The organism is Natrinema ejinorense, from assembly GCF_002494345.1.
In the GTDB taxonomy this organism is placed as follows: Archaea; Halobacteriota; Halobacteria; order Halobacteriales; family Natrialbaceae; genus Natrinema; species Natrinema longum.
This window is the reverse complement of the sequence record NZ_NXNI01000001.1, coordinates 2,305,482-2,323,887: the sequence shown is the minus strand read 5'-3', so window position 1 is coordinate 2,323,887 and position 18,406 is coordinate 2,305,482. Positions and strand designations below refer to the sequence as shown.

Below are 18,406 nucleotides of genomic sequence, written 5' to 3'. Positions count from 1 at the left end.
CCTACGCGGCCAGCGAGGGGCGCGCTCGGACGACGTTGAGCACGGCACCGACGAGAATGATGATGCCCGCGAAGTAGAGCCAGGTGACGAAGAGGAGCACGGCACCGACGGCCCCGTAGGCTTCGTACTGGGCGGCGTTTGCCGCGTACAGCTGGAAGCCAAACTGGAGGACGGTCCAGCCGACGGCGGCGAAAACCGTTCCGGGGAGGATCTCGCTCACCTCGACCGGAACGGGCGGGAGGACGTAGTAGATCGGGAGGAAGACGAGGATGAGCCCGGCGAGCAATGTGAGCCAGCTCACGAACCCGGCGAACGGAACAGTGTCGGCGACGAGGCTGAGTACGGCCCCGATCCCGAGCATCAGGACGAGCGCGCCCGCGCCGGCGACGATCACCGTGAGCCCGTCCCGGATCTGATCGACGAGCGTGTCCTCGGTGACCTCGTCGTAGACCATGTCGAACGCCAGACTCAGGCCGCGAAAGACCTTGAGCGCGCCCCAGGTAGCGACGCCGAGTGCGACGACGGTCGCCTCGGCCCGACCGGACTCGGTCGTCAGGGCGTCGGTGACCAGTTGCTCGCCCGCTGCCGGAAGGAAGTCGCCGGCGACCCTGATCAGCCGCTGGGCCGTTTGCTCCCCACCCAACAGCGAGCCGACCACGAGCGCGAGCAAGACCAGCGGGATCAGCGAGACGAACGCGTAGTAGGCGAACCCGGCCGCGAGAAAGGTCAGATCGCGGTCGCTCGCCGTCCGATAGATCAGCGTGAGTGACTCGGGGAGTTCCATACAGTCACTCCGACGGTCAGGTCCAATAACGTGTAAGTCGTTCGCAGTTCCTGCGTGAGCCAGTCCCCGGTCCAGTCACCCCGTCACCGCTCGAGTGAGCGCGTTCCGGGCCGTCGACAGCGACAGCATCACCGCTCGTGACAGAAGTTCTGACCGGCGTAAACCGAGCCGTCCGGGCCGATGTAGACGCCGACGCCCGCTCGATCCCACTGGGGCGTCTCGCCAGTCTCGAGGATCGCTTCCCGGTGGGCCGTGGAGTTCATCCACTGATTGACCAGCCCGTTCGCGAGGGTTTCGGCAGTTCGGTAGCGGACGACATCGCCGCTGGAGCGCTCGACGCGCCGATCGACCCACGTCCTGGCGATGTTCTCGCCGTATCCCCGGCAGTAGTTGTCGACGCTCCGGAATCGGTCGTACGGCTGCTCTCCGTCGGGGTTCGTGTGCGCGAAGTAATCTTTTTGGGCCATCTCGTAACTGTGAGCGCGTGCGACGGACGCGATCGTCCCGTCCCACTCGAGGGGCTCCAGGCCGTGCTCGGCCCGGCGCTCGTTGATCTCGGCGTGGACGAAGTCCTCGACGGTCGATGAGGTAACCGTCTCGACGTCGGTTTCGTAACTCGAGTTGCCGGGATCGGCCGGATCGGTCACCGCGGGGTTGCGCTCGCCGGCCGGTGGCGGATCGGGACTGGGTTCGGCGCTGCCCCCGAGTTCGAGCCCGTCGACGAGCTGGGGTGCAAGCAGTGTGGTTCCGAGCGCGAGCGAGCAGACGATGAGTGCCCCGAGAAGGACCGTCACCAGTCCCCGCAGGAGGGCACGGTCAGGGTTGCCGTCAGTATCGGTCGCTGTCATCTCGGATCGCCGGCCGTCCATCGAATTACGTTTTGGTCTGTCGACACAAGATAGTCGCGGACGATCCCACTCAGTGAGAGACGACCGGTCGGCGTGTCGCGCCGCCATTTGGATCGACCCTGATCGGCCATACAGTCGATCGCGGATAGGAGACTGGCGGACGGTTACGACACCTGCGTTTTCGACCCGTCGTACGGACGTCCGTCAGTCAGTGCCGGCCCGGTCGCGACCCGCCGTGTGGGTGCGCCGGAACATCGGTACACCAGCCCGTCTCAGTCGTCTCCGAAGATCGTCTCGTGGACCCCGACGACGAGTCCGGGGACGACCGCCATGAAGAGGTGTTCCTCGAGCGGGATCCCGGCGATATCGATCCCGGTCCGGAGTTTGATGTCGAAGACGCCGACGGCGAGCGTGTATCGGTCCCAGACGTAGGCGATCGGATAGAGCGCGAGGATGGTAATCACAGCCTTCCGGCAGGCGTTTGCCCGCCGGAGCAACAGGGCGGCGACGGTTCCCCACACGATTTCGGTGACGAGGTAGGTGTAGCGACCGAAAACGCTGATGTCGAGCATTAGCCGCCGATTCAACGGCGTATATAAAAAGTCTCAGGTCTAGAGCCACCCGGATAAAACGGGCAGTATGTTAAATACCCCGGCGGCTCTACGCTCATGTAGAAGGATGAATATCGCTGATATTGCTACCACGGAGTTTATCGAAGTCGATGTTGGAACGCGCATGGGGAAGGTCCGTTCGATGTTCGAGAACGGCAACCCCAAGGGGATCATCGTCACCAACGATGGGGAGTACGAGGGCGTCATCAGCGAGCGAGAGGTCCTCCAGTCCCACGTCGAGGACGACGCCAAGGTGGCGGCGCTCACGAAACCCAGCCGGAGCACGCCCTCGCCCAAGGTCGACCGCCAGGAGGACGTCCGAGAGACCGCACGCGTGCTCGTCGAGAGCAACGCGAAGGTCGCGCCGGTCTTCGAGAACGGCGACCTCTGGGGCGTCATCACCGACGACGCCATCCTCGAGTCCATCCTCGAGAACCTCGATACGCTGACCGTCGCGGACATCTACACCGACGATCCGGTCACGCTGACCGAGGACGACGGAATCGGGAAGGCGATCAACCTCCTGCGCGAACACGGTATCTCTCGGCTGCCGATTCTCAACGAGAACGGCTACCTTTCGGGGGTCGTGACGACCCACGACATCGCGGACTTCGTCATCCGGGAGAACCACACGACGACGACCGGCGACCGGGTCGGCGACAGCCAGCGCCTGCTCGACGTGCCGGTCTACGACATCATGACCAGCCCCGTCGAGACGACGACGCTCGACGCGACTGCCAAGGAAGCCGTCGAAGCGATGCTCGAGGACGACTACGCGGGGTTGATGGTCACGCCCGAGGACGACGACCGGCTCGTCATCGGCGTCATCACCAAGACGGACGTCCTGCGCGCGCTGACGTTCACGGAGGAGGAACACATGGACGTTCAGATCACCAACATCTCGATGCTCGACACCATCACCCGTGAATCGATCGTCCAGGACATCGAGGCCGTCGCCGACAAGTACGCCGACATGCAAGTGATGCACGCCCACGTTCGGTTCCACGAACACAACGAGAAACTCCGTGGCACCCCGCTCGTGCAGTGTCAGATCCGCCTGCGAACCAACAAAGACCAGGTCGCCGGCACCGGCGAAGGCTACGGCTCGGAGAACGCCTTCCGCGTCGCGCTGGACAAACTCGAGCGCAACGTCTTGGAACTCAAAGGCGTTACCAGCGACGAGGAGTACCGCGGCCAGCTCCTGCGGAAGCTCAACCAGATCTAACGGTCCGGCGGCGCTGACCGACCGCGCCTCGACCGCTCCCGATCGTATTTTTACCGATGAGAATCCGACCCGACTACTCGACAGTGGACGCGGCTCAGGGCCGTCCGGTCTCGTCTCCGCCCTCGAGACCCGTATCCGTGATTCGGAACTGGACCGATTCACCGGCGGGTTTCGAGCGGTGTTTCTCGAGGGTCGCCCGTCGTTTGCCACCGCGAAACCGCTCGAGGCGGACGACGGTTCCCGTCCAGTGTTCCAAGGTATTGCCACCCAGTCCGCGGGTCCGATCGGAGTCGGGATCGGCGAAGACCTGATTCGTCAGGACGACCGCCAGGTCGTGTTTTCGGGCCAGCGAGAGGAGATGCGTCACCTGTCTGGTGACGCTGCGCAGTGCCTCGCCCTCGTCGCCGTCGGCCGTCCGCTCGAGCCGGTAGAAGCCGGTCGCGCTGTCGAGGACGATGAGTTCGGCGCGCTCGGCGAACTCCTCGGCGTCGCGGACGGCCTCGGCCTGTTCCTCGAAATCCAGCGCGTCCTCGATGACGATCCGCGAGGCGACGGCCTCGACGTCGTCGGTCTCGCCGTCTCGCGGTGCCCCGGTCCGATCGCGAGCCGGTCCGCCGACCGCGGCCTCGAGCAACTGCTGGAAGCGGTCGAGCGAGACGCCCTCGGTATCGATGTAGACCGCCGTGCCGCCGCCGACGGCCGTCTCGACGGCGGCCGACAGCGCGAGATTCGTTTTCCCGGCGGCCGGCGGGCCGTACAACTGCGTGACGGTGCCGCGTTCGAACCCGCCACCGAGCAACTCGTCGACCGGGCCACAGCCGGTTGGAATCGCCTCGTCGGTCACGGTTCGAGTTGACCGGGTATGCGCAAAAAGGCCCCGGAACCGACCCGGCTCGATCGTTCCGGCGTGTCGGATGTACGAGACATCGGCTCCACGCTTCGACTACGACCGATCCCGCACGCGGGTCGGGGTCTCGCCGTCGTTGGTTGTGAACGGTTTGGTAACGTGACTGCCAGGGCGCTGAGAGATGCGCCTGTTGCAGATCGCCTCCCCGTCGGGAAACGAAACGCCGTCGAGACGATGCTCGCGGCGTCCGATGTCGAGTATTTTCTCACCGACGAAACGTGCCGGCGGGAGTACGGTGCACTCGTGTTCGTTCCGACTGGGACGGCGGATATCGAAGCCCTCGTGGACGAACTCCGGGACATCTGGGTTCAAGAAGGGGGCTACGTGACGATCAGCACGCTCGAGAACGTCCTGTCGATCAACGTCGCGAGTCTCGGCACGCTCTGGGTGCAGGAATACCGGCCGGGTACTGGTTCGCCGAGCAAACCGCTCGGCGTGCCGGTATCCGCCGAGCAGCACCGCTCGTCGAACGACTGGTTCGGAGACCGGCCCTCAACCTGCGTCTATTCTGTTGACTAGTATCGAAATCTAATTACAATTCAACTACAATTCACGAATCACGACTCCGAGCACGACTATGACATCGGAACTGTCAACCGCTGAATGTACGCTCTCGGACGGACGAACGCTCTCCTACGCTATCGGCGGCGACCCGCAGGGGAATCCTGTCATCGTTCACCACGGGACACCTGGCTCTCGATTATTCGCAGCAGTGTGTTCCGATGCTGCCGCTCGGAACGACATCCAGCTCGTCGTTCCGGATCGGCCCGGGTACGGGCGATCGACGTCGCCACCGCATGACTGGACCTGGAACGACTGGCAGGACGACCTGCACGAACTGCTCGACGCCGAGTCGATCGATCGGGTCCCGTTCGTCGGATTCTCCGGTGGAGGCCCATTTGCACTCGCAGCAGCGACGGCCGACCGAACGAGCCAAATCGGACTGGTCAGTACCGTCGTTCCACCCGCCGAGAACAAACTCACCACGCTCTCGAGGGTCCCGTTCGCGCTGCGCATCCTCTTTCGACTCTCCAAGTCGATCGCCCGCGTCCGCGGGCCGGACGCGGTCGTCCAGCAATACACCGACCGGTCGGTGTCTGACCCTGTGCGGACGGCGGTCGCAGACGACTTTCATGAAGGAGTCCGACAGGGTGAAGACGCCGTTATGCGCGAGACCCGGATGTTCGCCGACAGTTCGTTCGACTCGGTTCGATCCGACATTCCAGTCCGCGCGTGGCACGGAGTCCAAGACGAGAACACACCACTCTCTCCCGTCGAGACATTCCTCGAGGATACGCACGGTACCCTGATAAGCAGGGACAGCGACCATCTCGGGACGTTGCTCGATTGTCGACAGGACGTTCTCGAGTGGGTCACCGACTATAGTAGCAACTGACAGTCATTGCGCACCTGATCGCACGACAGCGTTGCGATCAGTGTGTACATCGTTTCAGTTGCTACTATCGGGGTTGGGGGAAACCCGTAGGACGATTACCGAGTCGCTCTCCTGTCGGCGCACGGATACCATTTCCCACCGATCAGAACGGAGTTCGCGTACGTTTATTCCCCGTCGCTCCGAAGGTCGACCTGTGATCGTCGTCGCCACGGCAGACTTCGAGGTATACCACGGCGTCGTCAACGAACTTCGCGAGCGCGGAACGGCGTTTACGACCCTCGAGCCCGACGAGGAGTTGCCCGAGCGAGCCACCGTCGTCGTCACCGGGGCCGACAACGCCGAGACGTTCGCGGACGCAACGACGGTCGTCGCCGATCCGGACGAGCCACGGCGTGCGGTCGATCAGGCACTGGCCGCGGTTCGGGGCAACGGCGGCCGGACGGTCATCGGCGTCGACCCGGGCCAACGGCCCGGCATCGCCGTGCTCACTGGCGAGACGATCGTCGCCGCCTTTCAGGTCCCCCTCGGCGACGCCGTCGACGTGATCCAACGCGAAGCCGCCGACGCCCCGTCGCCGATCGTCCGAATCGGCGACGGCTCCCGCCTCGAGAGCGCGAAACTCGTCAACGAACTCGACGACGTGACGGTCGAACTCGTCGACGAAACCGGGACGACCCCGTATCTCGGGACGGGTGCCCGAGGGATGGGTGACGTCCTCGCCGCGGTCAACATCGCCCGACTCGAGGGAGACGTCGTCGATGCACGCGAGATCGAACCGACGGACGGCGAGATTCAGGTGATCAAGGATCGCTCCCGCGAGGAGAGCGAGCACAATCGGGCGATCGACGAGCTACTCGCCCGTCGAGTCGCTGCCGGCGAGTTGACCATCGACGAGGCACTCGCCGAGCATCGTGACGACGACACGGCGACGGAGACGACAGGAACGGACGGCTCCGACGGTTCGTAGCCACCCCGTAGAATGCGGTTCGTCGGTCCGAGCGGGACACACGTGGAACGGCGTCCCCGACCGCCGAGCAGAGCTCCCGAGCGAGCCGCCGAAAGAAACGGAAACTGTCAGTCACGTCGGTCGAAAACCGACCGTGTGACGGACTGTAATTATGCGCCGACCCAGGTGTTCGTCGAGGCGACGGACGTGAACTGGATGTTCTCGTTCTCCTGCATGGTGATCTGCGAGCTACCGGCACTCCCACCGTCTTCGGCGACCGCGACGGAGGTGTGTTGCTCGTTGATGTTCTCCTGGGTGATGAACTGGTGTTGTTCGATCGCCGCGCTCGCCGTCTGATCGCCGTCGTTCGTCTGCGTGGCGTTGCCGGCGTAATCGTACGACATGCCGGGGTTGGAGTCGCCCGCATTGCCGTCGATCGTCGCCGTCGTACTCGAGGTTCGGGTGATGTCGTCGGAGACGTAGCCCGGACTCGCGTAGACGTTGAGTGCGTCGGCGTAGGCGATCTGAGCGTTGTAGTTTTGCTGGTAGGCCAGCTGGATGGCCGTGGCATCGCTCCCGTTCTGTGCGATCGCCATGGCGCTGTTTTGCAGGTTGATGTTTCGCTGCTCGACCCCCTGCTCTTGGGCCACGCCGGCGGTCGCCGTCTGCTCGCCCCCGTCGTCGCTCTTCTTGTCGGGCTTGTGCGTGTCGGTGTGCGTCGAGAGGACGTCACTGCTCACGTTGCCCGCGGTCGCGACGTTCATCCCGACGCTCGAGGCCAGCAGGTTCGTGGCGTCGGCACTCCCGAGCTGTTCGTTGAGGTTGCTCTGGTCGGTGAACTGGATCGCCGTGGCGGTGCTGTTCTCGCCGATCGCGATGGCGACGGCACCGCGCTGTTCGTTGAGGTTCGCCTGTTCGACGTCCTGTTGTTGCGTGACCGTCGCGTCAGCGTCCTGGCCGGTGGACGGACCGTGGTCGCCTGACTTGTCCTTCTTGTGGCCGAACTCGCCGTCGCCGAGGTAGACGTTGGACGCGTTGGCGACCCCTTCCTGGAGGTTCTCGTTGCGCTGGTAGGACTGCTGGACGGCGGTCGCCTCGCTGTCGTCGACGGCGAGGGCGAAGGCGGTACTCTGGTTGTTGTAGTTGACCTGAGCGACCTCCTGTGACTGGGTCACGGAAGCGAGGGCCTCCTGGGTGATCGTCTCGTCGTCACCCTTCTTGTCTTTGACCCCCCAGCCGTCGAACTGTTGATCGCCGCCGTTGCCGATGATGATGTTGACGTCGCCGACGTCTTCGAACTGCGTTTGTGCGCTCTGGAGGCGACTCTCGGCGTTGGCCGACCCGCGCTGTTCGTTGTCGTTGTACTGGTTTGCCTCCTGAATGGCGGTCGCCTCGCCACCGTCGATCGATATCGACACCGCCGAGCCTTGCTCGTTGATGTTGACTTGATCGACGTCTTGGTACTGGATGACTTCGGCCGCGGAGTCGGCTTCGCCCTCCGCGTGCTCGTCGATATAGTCTTCGAGCGATTGCTCGCCGAGGTCCGCTCCGAAGACCAGGTACAGCTCCTCGCCATCCTCGAGCGCGTGGACCGTTCCGTTCTCGAGGTCGCCGTCGCCGCCTGCCGCGGCCGTCGGCACACCGGCCGCTACCATCGACAAGACGACCATACAGGCCATAAGGAGTGTCGTAGTTCGTGAGCGTCTCGTTGTCTTGTTTCTCATTGATCGTTTGATTTGTGTCGTGATTGTGATTTCTTGCTAGGTCTGTGCGTCGCAAACCCTCCTATCCCGATTACAGACTTTGTTATCTGTATATTTCCGCGGCGAAGAAGACTGATACCGAACTGAAGGGGGGCCATTACGCGAGCTGCCTCGAGACTGGCCCGAACCGCGACCGTCGGCACACTCGCTGAGACCCTCCCAGCACCACAGAAGACCCAGGTCCGATCGAACCCCCCGAAGCATCGTTTCCGCGGGACCATCGCGACGCCGATACTGTCAGAGTATCTGACCGGTAACTCGAGTAGCTGTTACATAGCGGAAAGTTCGGGTTAGGATCGGCGAGAGATCGAGTATACCGGCGGAAAATCCCCCTCTCGAGCCGGAAAACGCCCCACCCACGCATCGGTCCGAGCCCCAGCTTCGGATCGGTACGGACGCCATACGCGATCGATAGTCTCGAATTTCGAGTCTGCGCTGAAACGATCGGTCAATTCGAGATAGGAACTGAAACGATCTGGTCAACCGTTGCTATGGAACGAAACCATGCCCCGTCTTCATATGAATCTCCGAAGTGAGCCTTAGTCGGGAGACACGCAGCGAACGGGAGGCTAACGGCGGTTACGTCCGACGAGCCGCAGCTATCCGTCGCATGCCGGCTCGGTAGCGTTCGTGTCTCTCGAACCGATACCAAGATTCCAACTATGAATGTGACACGGAACACGATCCTGACGCTCGTACTCGTCGCCAGCCTGCTGCTGGTTGGCTTCGCCGGAACGGCAGCAGCAAGTGGTACCGCCGATACGGCTGACACAGCAGACGTCGACGACGATGACGATAATCAGCTCGCGGCAGCAGCTGTCGTCCAGAACCAAGAGGTCGCTCAGGTTAACGACATCGACCAGAACGCCAACCAGACTGCCGAGCAGGAGGCAACTGGATTCGAGGTCACTGTCGACGACAGCTTCAATGAAGATAACGAGTTCCCGTTCCCACTCGGGAGCGCAGCCGACAGTGGGGCTTCGACCGATAACGTCAACGATAACAACGATAACGGAGATGGCATCAGCGTCGAGATCGGCACCACTGGTGACCAGACGATAGAGCAGAACATCAGCCAGTCGGCCGAGGCGTCCAACACGAACTCCCAGGTTGGCACTGCGTCCGCTGCTAACTTCGGCTTCTAACGACGCGACTCGCCGCTCGATTCGGGATAGTACTTTTTTACCGAAGCGGGATGGAAACTGGAGCCGTTCGACCGACCGGTCTCGAGTCTCCTGACTCCGAGTCGACTCGCGAGGGGGCCGACTGTAGCAGTCGGATAGCAATCGATAGTACGACCCTGATTTCGGTGCCAGCCGTCAGGGGCTGGAGTCGCCGTCTGTGTTGGTTTTTACTACCGTTCGAAGCACTATGACTGATCCCAAACACTATTCTGTTCTCGAAATACAAGTGGTGATGCTATTCTGTAATTTTAGATAATATATGGGTCTGCACAATGTAGGAATCGGATAGCACTGTGAACAGTGATTTGCCTTCATATGGGCTGCTATGGTCCGATCTGACCGGGCGAGGCACCACGTCAATGCGGGAAGAGACCGAGACGCGGTCGGTACGCGGTGTCGTGTGTTGCGACGGCCAGTGTCCTATCGGAAATCCCGCATGACACGTGTGTGCCCACCCGGACAAACGATCTACCAAACTATGAGACGGACAATAACGGTACTGATGACGCTCGCTCTCGTCGGCAGCATGGCCTTCGTTGGCTTTGCAGGAATGGCTGCTGCAGGCGGCGGCCATCACGATGACGACGGCGACAGCAGCGACGATAGCCTTGCGGCCTCGAGCGTCAGTCAGTCACAGAGCGTATCGCAGACGAACGTGATCGAGCAGAACGCGAGCCAGTTCGCCGATCAGGACGCGACCGGGGTCGACATCGACCTCGAGGACATCATGGACGATGGCGACGACGGTGATGATGGTACTGACGGCGATAACGGTGAGGATACCCAAACCGGAATCCAGACCGTGACGTTCATTCGCGAAGAAGGAAATCAACCCTACGCTACGTTCGAATGGGATGGTGATGACGATGAGTTCGACCTAGCATCTAGTACGGGTCAGGGAGATAACATCGACCTAACCCCTGGAGAAGCGCGTGCCAGTGACGGCAATCCGCTGGCCGCTACCTGGACCTTCGACCCACCGGGCCAGAGCGAAGCCCAAACGCCGGTCCGGGCCCTTGTGACCAATTCTGATGGGACGACGTGTACCTTCGAGTATGGAGACGCCCAACTGGAAGGGAGTGTTGAAGCATGTGAGACGGACAACGGTGGCAACGGTGACAACGGCGACAACGGTGATAACGGCGACGTCACCGACGGCATCGAAGGATCCGTTGGTGACCAGACCGTCAACCAGCTAATCGAACAGAACGCCGACGCGTCGAACTCGAACACGCAGAGCGCCAGTGCGGACGCCTTCAGTGGCGACCTGGCCGCGATCGTCTCCGGCTGAGACGGTCACTCTCCGGACGATTCCACGTTCGCTTTTTTTTGTGCGCTGTGCTCGAGTCGACCACGTGACCGTCTCGACTACGAGTTCGTGACCGACTCGAGACCGAGTGACGGTGACTCCGGACCGACTCGAGGCCGAGTGACGGCGACTCTAAATTCCGCGCTCGGGTTCACGGGAGTCGCGTCGAACGACCGCTCGCGGTGGGAGCGATCCCAGCAACTGGTTTTGGAGCCCGTTCTCGAGTCGGGGTCGATCCCGGCGCGAGCCCCACCGCTCGAGGCGATATGATTACGAACTGTTAACAGTAGATATAAGTTACAACACGTCAAACCGAAAACTGGAAGCCGGTCTCCAGCGACAGGGGGCTGTATCGAAATGCCCCGGGTGCTGTGACCACCCGAGACTCGCTTCCAAACCCGCGAGGGTTTCGAAGCATGATTACGTTGATTCTACCGGGATATAAACGTCCCGCACGACGACAGAATCGCCAGACGCGACCAGTGTCGACGCCGCGCTCGATCGCGAGGTGCGATCGCGATGTGTAGCGACGAGACGGGGGATCACGACGATCGACGAGCGGACGACTCGGCGCTGCTCTCGTGTCCCAGTTGCGGCCAGCCCATTACCGCGCTGACGTCGACCGGGCCCCATACCGGCGTCGTCAGGCCCTGTGGCTGTTCGGTCGCCCCTGGGCTGATCCACCGCGAGGCCGACAGCGGCATCCACCGCGAGCGCGCCAGCAGCGTCCATCGCGAGCACGACGACGGGACCGACGAGTAACGCGGGGCTCGGCGCTCGAGCCCCGCCGGGTAGCCGACCGGTCGGCGGTGCGCGTCGAACGGACGACACACCACCACTCCGTCGACACGATCGGCGGCCGGTCGGCTCGGAACCGGGCCTCGAGTCCAGTCAGATCGGATCGGCACACTGTCTGCCACGGCGGACAGCGGTGAAACGCGTGAGCAAGATTCCAGTGTCTCGAGCGCGGTGTTCGATTGGGATGACCGGAACGAAGCGTCCTGCTCCCGTGGCAACAGGGAGTACCCACACCCTCCCCAGCCGATTCGCTCGCTCCCTGTGGTCGCTTGTCATCCATTGGAAGACGCGACGCGTCTTCCACGCCTTCGCTCACAGCGTTCGCGAAGACCTCGCACACTGTCGTCGACTGCCCTCGGTATCCCTCGGACAGTCGACAGCGCGCGCCACCGCATATCAGTTACTCGGGCCCGTGATCGGCTCGGACGGCCGCTTCCGCTCGCTCCATCACGGCTCGAACCGGGAGGGAAGTCTGGCCCGCGACTGCCAGCGCGTCGTCGTACTCCGCGCTGACGTCGTAGACCTCGCCGTCGGCGTCGCTCGCGAGTTTGACGCTGACCGCGTACTCGTCGCCGTCGATCTCGAGGGAGGCCGTCTCGAACTGCCGATTCGCGATCCATCGGTGGGTGGCCCCCGCATCCCGAACGCCCAGCGTGCCGGTCTCATCGGCCAGTTTCCGGGCGACGCGCTCCCGATCCGCAGGTTTGCAAATGACCTTCACCAGATGACCGGGTCGGGACTTCTTCATCGTCGCGGGGAGGATCGAGACGTCGCGTGCGCCCGCGGCAGCGAGCGTTTCCTGGAGGCCGCCCAGCACTTCGGGCGGTGCGTCGTCGAGGTTCGTCTCGAGGACCGCGATGTCGTCTTTGACGAGTTCACTGCCGCCCTCGTCCGAGCCGACCAGTACCCGCAGGACGTTCGGATGCGGATCGAGGTCGTAGCCGCCCGCGCCATACCCCGCGGCATCGACCGAGAGGGCGGGCACCGAATCGACGCCCTCGGCGACGTGGCCCAGGATCGCCGCGCCGGTCGGGGTGAGGAGTTCCGCGTCGACGGGCCCGCCACGAAGCGACCAGTCGGCCCGCTGGGCGATTTCGACGACCGCCGGCGTCGGCACGGGATACTCGCCGTGGCTCATCGAGACCGTTCCGCCGCCGGTCGCCAGCGGCGTCGTCACGACCCGGTCGGGCTCGAGGTCGTGGAGCAAGGCCGCGGCACCGACCACGTCCGCGATGGCGTCGTCGGCCCCGACCTCGTGGAAGTGGATCTCCTCGAGGTCCTCGCCGTGAACGCTCGCTTCCGCCTCGCCGAGCAACTCGAAGATCGCGAGTGCGTCGCGTTCGACCGCCGGCTCGAGGGCCATGTCGGCGACGATCTCGCGGACCTCGAGATAGCTGCGATGGGGGCCGTGGCCTTCGGCGTGGCTGTCGTCGTGCGCGTGTCCGTGGTCGTGCGTGTGGCCGTCGTGTGGACCGTCGCCGTGGTGATCGTGGCCGTCGTGATCCGAGTCGCCGTGATCGCGGTCCGAATCGTCGTGTGAGGTATCGTGGCCGTGATCGTCGTCGGCAGGGGACGCCGTGTCCGTCAGGAGCACGTCGACCGCCGTCGCGGCGATACCGCTCTTGTCGGCCTCGTCGATCCGGTACGCTACGTCGAGTCGGTCCGTAACGGGCTCGAGGGCGTCGGGGTCGCCGCCGGCATCGAGGAGCGTGGCGAGGATCATGTCGCCGCTGGCTCCCATGTGGCCGTCGAAGGCGAGAATACGCATGGCTACGTTCGGAACGCAAGCGGCAAAAAGCCATCCGTCTCCGCCCTGACGGGCGGGATCGATAGGGACCGAAACCAACCGATGCCGGTACATCTTTGTAGCGTCCAGCCCAACTAGGCATGGTAGCAACTAGCACAGGATTAACAGGAGATGACTTGCGCTAGCAAAAAACCTATCCGGTCACGAATCGGAGTCACTGACATCGCGGTTCCTAAATCATGAACGAAGTCCAACTGGAGGTTGCGAAGGCGTACCCGAACGACTCGGGTCGTGGTATCGCCCGACTCGACCCGGACACGCTGTTGCATTTAAAGCTCAGTCCGGGCGACATCATCGAGATCGAGGGTGCGGATACGACTGCGGCGAAGGTCTGGCGTGCGGATCGGCAAGACTGGAACACGGATACCGTCCGTATCGACGGGTTCACCCGTCAGAACGCCGATGTCGGTATCGGCGAGCGGGTAACGATCCGGAAGGCCGAAGCGACGAAAGCCGAGAAGCTGGTGCTCGCACCGCCCGAGGAGGCGTCGGTCCAGTTCGGGTCCGACGCTGCGGGCATGGTGAAACGCCAGATCCTCAAGCGCCCGGTCGTCGGCCGAGATATCGTCCCCGTGATGAGTTCGACGAACCACCCGTTCATGCGGTCGCCGGGGCAAGCAATTCCGCTGATCGCCGTCGAGACCGAACCCGAAGGCGTCGTGCTCGTCACCGAAGACACCGACGTCGAACTCCGGGAGGAGCCGATTTCGGGCTTCGAGAAGACCGGCGGCGGGATCACCTACGAGGACATCGGCGGCCTGCAAGGCGAGATCCAGCGGGTCCGGGAGATGGTCGAACTCCCGATGAAGCACCCGCAGATCTTCAAGAAACTCGGCATCGAGCCGCCACAGGGCGTCCTCCTGCATGGCCCGCCGGGCACCGGGAAGACCTTGCTGGCCAAGGCCGTCGCCAACGAGACCTCCGCCAGTTTCTTCTCTATCGCCGGTCCGGAGATCATCTCGAAGTACTACGGTGAATCCGAACAACAACTCAGGGAGATCTTCGAGGACGCGACCGAGGAGTCGCCGTCGATCATCTTCATCGACGAACTCGACTCCATCGCCCCGAAACGCGAAGACGTCACCGGCGAGGTCGAGCGACGGGTCGTCGCCCAGTTGCTGACGATGATGGACGGCCTCGAGTCCCGTGGCCAGGTGATCGTCATCGCGGCGACGAACCGGGTCGACTCGGTCGACCCAGCCCTGCGCCGACCCGGCCGCTTCGACCGCGAGATCGAGATCGGCGTCCCCGACGAGACGGGCCGCGAGGAGATCCTGCAGATCCACACGCGCGGGATGCCCCTCTCCGACGACGTCAGCCTCGGACATCTGGCCGATGAGACCCACGGCTTCGTCGGTGCCGACATCGAGAGCCTGACCAAAGAGGCGGCGATGAAGGCCCTGCGGCGTTACCTCCCCGAGATCGATCTCGACGAGGAGGACATCCCGCCGAGCCTGATCGACCGGATGATTGTCAAGCGCGAGGACTTCCGGGGTGCGTTGAACGAGGTCGAACCCTCCGCGATGCGGGAAGTCCTGGTGGAACTCCCGAAGATCTCCTGGGAGGACGTCGGCGGCCTCCAGGACGCCAAGGACCAGGTCCAGGAGTCCGTCGAGTGGCCCCTCTCGACGCCCGAACGGTTCGAGCGGCTGGGGATCGATCCGCCGGCCGGCGTCTTGCTGTACGGCCCGCCGGGCACCGGGAAGACGCTCATGGCGAAAGCCGTCGCCAACGAGACCAACGCGAACTTCATCTCCGTGCGTGGTCCACAACTCCTCTCGAAGTGGGTCGGCGAATCGGAGAAGGCCATCCGGCAGACCTTCCGCAAGGCCCGCCAGGTCTCCCCGACGGTCATCTTCTTCGACGAACTCGACGCGCTCGCGCCGGGTCGAGGCGGTGAAGTCGGCTCGAACGTCTCCGAACGCGTCGTCAACCAGCTGCTGACCGAACTCGACGGGTTAGAGGAGATGGGCAACGTCATGGTCATCGGCGCGACCAACCGGCCGGACATGATCGACCCCGCACTGCTTCGCTCGGGGCGGTTCGACCGGCTGGTCATGATCGGCGAACCCGACGTCGACGGCCGCGAACGCATCCTCGAGATCCACACCGAGGACACGCCACTGGCCGCCGACGTCACCCTGCGCGAGATCGCCGAGATCACGGACGGCTACGTCGGCAGCGACCTCGAGTCGATCGCCCGCGAGGCGGCCATCGAGGCGCTGCGCGAGGACGAGGAGGCGGACATCGTCGAGATGCGCCACTTCCGACAGGCCATGGAGAACGTCCGGCCGACGATCACCGACGACATCCTCGACTACTACGAGCAGATCGAAGAGGAGTTCCAGGGCGGCACGAGCGGTCCCGATCCGACGGGTCGTCGCGGCAGCCGGATCGGCTTCCAATAAGCCGACCGTCGCCGTCGGCGGGATTTCAGCGCGGTTTTTGCGGGTCTGCGTTCGGCGAGCACTATCGGACGGAGAGCACGGCGGATCGGCGGCCACCGTTCGACTGATATGGTCTCCTGTCCGTCAGTGCCGGTGGGACCGGGACCGCCCTGCGGTCCCACCGGGAAATCGGGACAGCAAACCGATTACGAGACGTCCGTCTCCTCGCGAGCAGTCTCGAGATGGCGGCGCTCGACGACGACGTCCGAGGCCCGTTCGTTCGCCGCTTCGGGACCGTGCTCGCTGGCGACCTCGCGGATCGCCCGCATCGAGGCGTTCCTCACCAGTGCCTCGAGGTCGGCACCGGTGTACCCCTCGAGTTCGGCGGCGAGTTCGGAGATGTCGACGTCGTCGGCCAGCGGTTTGCCCTCCGTGTGAACCGCGAGGATCTTCTCTCGAGCTTCCAGGTCGGGTTCGCCGACGAAGACGTGCGTGTCGAGTCGGCCGGGTCGGAGCAGTGCGGGGTCGATCTGGTCCTTGCGGTTGGTCGCGGCCAGTACCACGAGGTTGGGGTTCTCTCGCATCCCGTCGAGTTCGGTCAACAGTTGTGAGACGACGCGCTCGGTGACCTCGTGGCCCTCGCCGCGGGCGGCCGTGATCGCGTCGATCTCGTCGAAGAAGACGATCGACGGGGCCGACTGGCGAGCGCGTTCGAACACCTCGCGGATCGCCTTCTCCGATTCGCCGACGTACCGGTCGATGATTTCGGGGCCATCGACGCGGACGAAGTTGACGTCGGTTTCGCCCGCCAGCGCGCGAGCGAGCAGCGTCTTCCCGGTTCCCGGTGGGCCGTACAACAGGACGCCCGACGGTGGGGCGGTGTTCGTCTCCTCGAAGAGTCGATCGTAGGTCAGTGGCCACTCCACCGACTCGCGGAGCGTCTGTTTCGCCGCCTCGAGCCCGCCGACGTCCGCGAAGTCGGTGGTCGGCGATTCGGCGACGTACTCGCGCATCGCGGACGGTTCGACGGACGCGAGCGCGGCGTCGAAGTGGGCCTTTCGTACCGTCGGGTTCCGGTTCCAGTCGCGACGCTCGTCCGTGTCGGTCGGCCGATCGCGGATCGCGGCCATCGCGGCCTCGCTCGCGACGGCGTCTAAGTCCGCCCCGACGAACCCGTGGGTCCGCCGCGCGATCCCGTCGACGTCGACGTCGTCGGAGAGGGGCATCCCGCGCGTGTGGACCTCGAGGATCTCGCGGCGGCCTTCCTCGTCGGGGACGCCGATCTGGATCTCGCGGTCGAAGCGGCCGCCCCGTCGGAGCGCGGGGTCGATCGTATCGACGCGGTTGGTCGCGCCGATGACGATCACCTCGCCGCGGGCGTCGAGGCCGTCCATCAGGGTCAACAGCTGGCCGACGATCCTGTTTTCGGCGTCGCCGTCGTCGTCGCGCTGGCCGGCGATCGAGTCGATCTCGTCGAAGAAGACGATCGTCGGCGCGTTCGCCTCGGCGCGCTCGAACACCTCGCGAAGCCGTTCCTCGCTCTCGCCTTTGTACTTCGACATGATCTCCGGTCCGGAGATCGTCTCGAAGTTTGCGTCGACCTCGTTGGCCACCGCGCGGGCGATCAGCGTCTTCCCGGTGCCCGGCGGGCCGTACAGGAGGACGCCGGAGGGCGGTTCGACACCGAGTCGACGGAACAGCTCGGGCTCCGACAGCGGGAGCTCGATCATCTCGCGGACGAGCTCGAGTTCCTCGTCGAGCCCGCCGATGTCTTCGTAGGTAACGCCGGAACTCGGGGTCGGAGCGTCGGCATCGCCGTCGGAACCGGGGCCGCCGACCGCGGCCTCCGTCGATTCGGCGGTGGTGGGGTCACGGCCGGACTGTCCAGATCCCGCCGAGCGTGGGGTGCCACTCGGCCTGCCCCCGGTGTCGACGATCCGGATCGTCGTCGCTTCGGTGATTCGAACGTCGCCGGCGGGGTCCGTGTCGGTGACGCTGAACGGCTGCTGGTCGACTCCCTCGATTCTGATCTGCTCGCCGGCCCGGACCGGCCGATTGCGGAGCTTCTCCGTGGCTTCGCGTTCCGCGGCTCGACGCTGGCGCTCGGGGAGTGCCGACGGCGCGGCCAGCGTGACCCGCTTGGCGTCGGTAATCGTGGACTTGTCTTTGGCCCGGACCGCAACCGTCTCGCCCACGTGGACGCCGGCGTTCGCACGAGTGTCCCCGTCGATCTGAATCGCGGTGTCCGGGACCGACTGGTCGGCGGGCCACATCTTGGCGACGGTCGTCTCGTCGCCCTCGATGACGACGGTATCGCCGCTGAGAACCCCGAGCCGTCGCCGAACGGGCTCCGGTATTCGAGCGACGCCCCGGCCGGCGTCCCCTTTCTCAGCAGCGCGAACGGACAGCGTCACATCGTCCGATTCCGACGAGCTCATACC

At 64.1% G+C, this 18,406-nt stretch carries 15 protein-coding genes; 8 read left to right on the top strand and 7 right to left on the bottom strand.

Features of this window, described 5'->3' with window-relative positions:
* Position 1: 1 nt before the first annotated feature.
* From CP557_RS11610 to CP557_RS11600, 3 genes are all read right to left on the bottom strand, one after another.
* On the bottom strand, positions 2–784 hold the full coding sequence (locus CP557_RS11610; protein WP_097380056.1) for a YihY/virulence factor BrkB family protein: 783 nt from the start codon (positions 782–784) through the stop codon (positions 2–4).
* 128 nt (positions 785–912) lie between these two features.
* Positions 913–1,653 (bottom strand): CAP domain-containing protein, encoded by a 741-nt coding sequence (locus CP557_RS11605; protein WP_097380055.1) that lies wholly within the window; start codon positions 1,651–1,653, stop codon positions 913–915.
* Positions 1,654–1,904: 251 nt separating this feature from the next.
* A complete protein-coding gene (locus CP557_RS11600; RefSeq protein ID WP_097380054.1) occupies positions 1,905–2,204 on the bottom strand; it encodes a lycopene cyclase domain-containing protein in 300 nt (99 codons plus the stop codon).
* Positions 2,205–2,310: 106 nt separating this feature from the next.
* Between CP557_RS11600 and CP557_RS11595 the strand changes: the two genes are divergently transcribed.
* On the top strand, positions 2,311–3,468 hold the full coding sequence (locus CP557_RS11595) for a CBS domain-containing protein (RefSeq protein ID WP_097380053.1): 1,158 nt from the start codon (positions 2,311–2,313) through the stop codon (positions 3,466–3,468).
* 94 nt (positions 3,469–3,562) lie between these two features.
* On the opposite strand, the gene radB is transcribed toward CP557_RS11595, so the two are convergent.
* Positions 3,563–4,312, bottom strand: coding sequence for a DNA repair and recombination protein RadB (radB, locus tag CP557_RS11590; RefSeq protein ID WP_097380052.1), 750 nt, complete (start codon positions 4,310–4,312; stop codon positions 3,563–3,565).
* Positions 4,313–4,474: 162 nt separating this feature from the next.
* On the opposite strand from radB, the gene CP557_RS11585 reads away from it, so the two are divergent.
* The 3 genes from CP557_RS11585 to CP557_RS11575 all read left to right on the top strand — a co-directional run bounded on the left by CP557_RS11585 (position 4,475) and on the right by CP557_RS11575 (position 6,738).
* Complete coding sequence (locus CP557_RS11585) at positions 4,475–4,894, top strand: hypothetical protein (RefSeq protein WP_143825066.1); 420 nt, start codon at positions 4,475–4,477, stop codon at positions 4,892–4,894.
* Between the two features lie 58 nt (positions 4,895–4,952).
* Positions 4,953–5,771, top strand: a complete 819-nt coding sequence (locus CP557_RS11580) for an alpha/beta fold hydrolase (RefSeq protein WP_097380050.1) — start codon at positions 4,953–4,955, stop codon at positions 5,769–5,771.
* A gap of 193 nt (positions 5,772–5,964) precedes the next feature.
* Positions 5,965–6,738: a hypothetical protein gene (locus CP557_RS11575; RefSeq protein WP_097380049.1), complete on the top strand. Its 774-nt coding sequence runs from the start codon at positions 5,965–5,967 to the stop codon at positions 6,736–6,738.
* Between the two features lie 149 nt (positions 6,739–6,887).
* Here the strand turns inward: CP557_RS11575 and CP557_RS11570 are convergent, their stop codons facing one another.
* Positions 6,888–8,387 (bottom strand): hypothetical protein, encoded by a 1,500-nt coding sequence (locus CP557_RS11570; protein ID WP_211290200.1) that lies wholly within the window; start codon positions 8,385–8,387, stop codon positions 6,888–6,890.
* A gap of 755 nt (positions 8,388–9,142) precedes the next feature.
* Here CP557_RS11570 and CP557_RS11565 point away from each other — a divergent pair.
* The 3 genes from CP557_RS11565 (at position 9,143) to CP557_RS11555 (ending at position 11,735) form a co-directional block, all read left to right on the top strand.
* A complete protein-coding gene (locus CP557_RS11565; RefSeq protein ID WP_245852985.1) occupies positions 9,143–9,625 on the top strand; it encodes a hypothetical protein in 483 nt (160 codons plus the stop codon).
* A gap of 517 nt (positions 9,626–10,142) precedes the next feature.
* Complete coding sequence (locus CP557_RS11560; protein ID WP_245852984.1) at positions 10,143–10,955, top strand: hypothetical protein; 813 nt, start codon at positions 10,143–10,145, stop codon at positions 10,953–10,955.
* A gap of 537 nt (positions 10,956–11,492) precedes the next feature.
* Positions 11,493–11,735: a hypothetical protein gene (locus CP557_RS11555; protein WP_097380046.1), complete on the top strand. Its 243-nt coding sequence runs from the start codon at positions 11,493–11,495 to the stop codon at positions 11,733–11,735.
* A gap of 436 nt (positions 11,736–12,171) precedes the next feature.
* On the opposite strand, the gene larC is transcribed toward CP557_RS11555, so the two are convergent.
* A complete protein-coding gene (larC, locus tag CP557_RS11550; RefSeq protein ID WP_097380045.1) occupies positions 12,172–13,539 on the bottom strand; it encodes a nickel pincer cofactor biosynthesis protein LarC in 1,368 nt (455 codons plus the stop codon).
* 218 nt (positions 13,540–13,757) lie between these two features.
* Between larC and CP557_RS11545 the strand changes: the two genes are divergently transcribed.
* On the top strand, positions 13,758–15,986 hold the full coding sequence (locus CP557_RS11545) for a CDC48 family AAA ATPase (protein WP_097380044.1): 2,229 nt from the start codon (positions 13,758–13,760) through the stop codon (positions 15,984–15,986).
* A gap of 185 nt (positions 15,987–16,171) precedes the next feature.
* On the opposite strand, the gene CP557_RS11540 is transcribed toward CP557_RS11545, so the two are convergent.
* Positions 16,172–18,403 carry an AAA family ATPase gene (locus CP557_RS11540; RefSeq protein WP_097380043.1) on the bottom strand — a complete coding sequence of 744 codons (2,232 nt, stop codon included), beginning with the start codon at positions 18,401–18,403 and terminating at the stop codon, positions 16,172–16,174.
* Between the last annotated feature and the right edge of the window lie 3 nt (positions 18,404–18,406).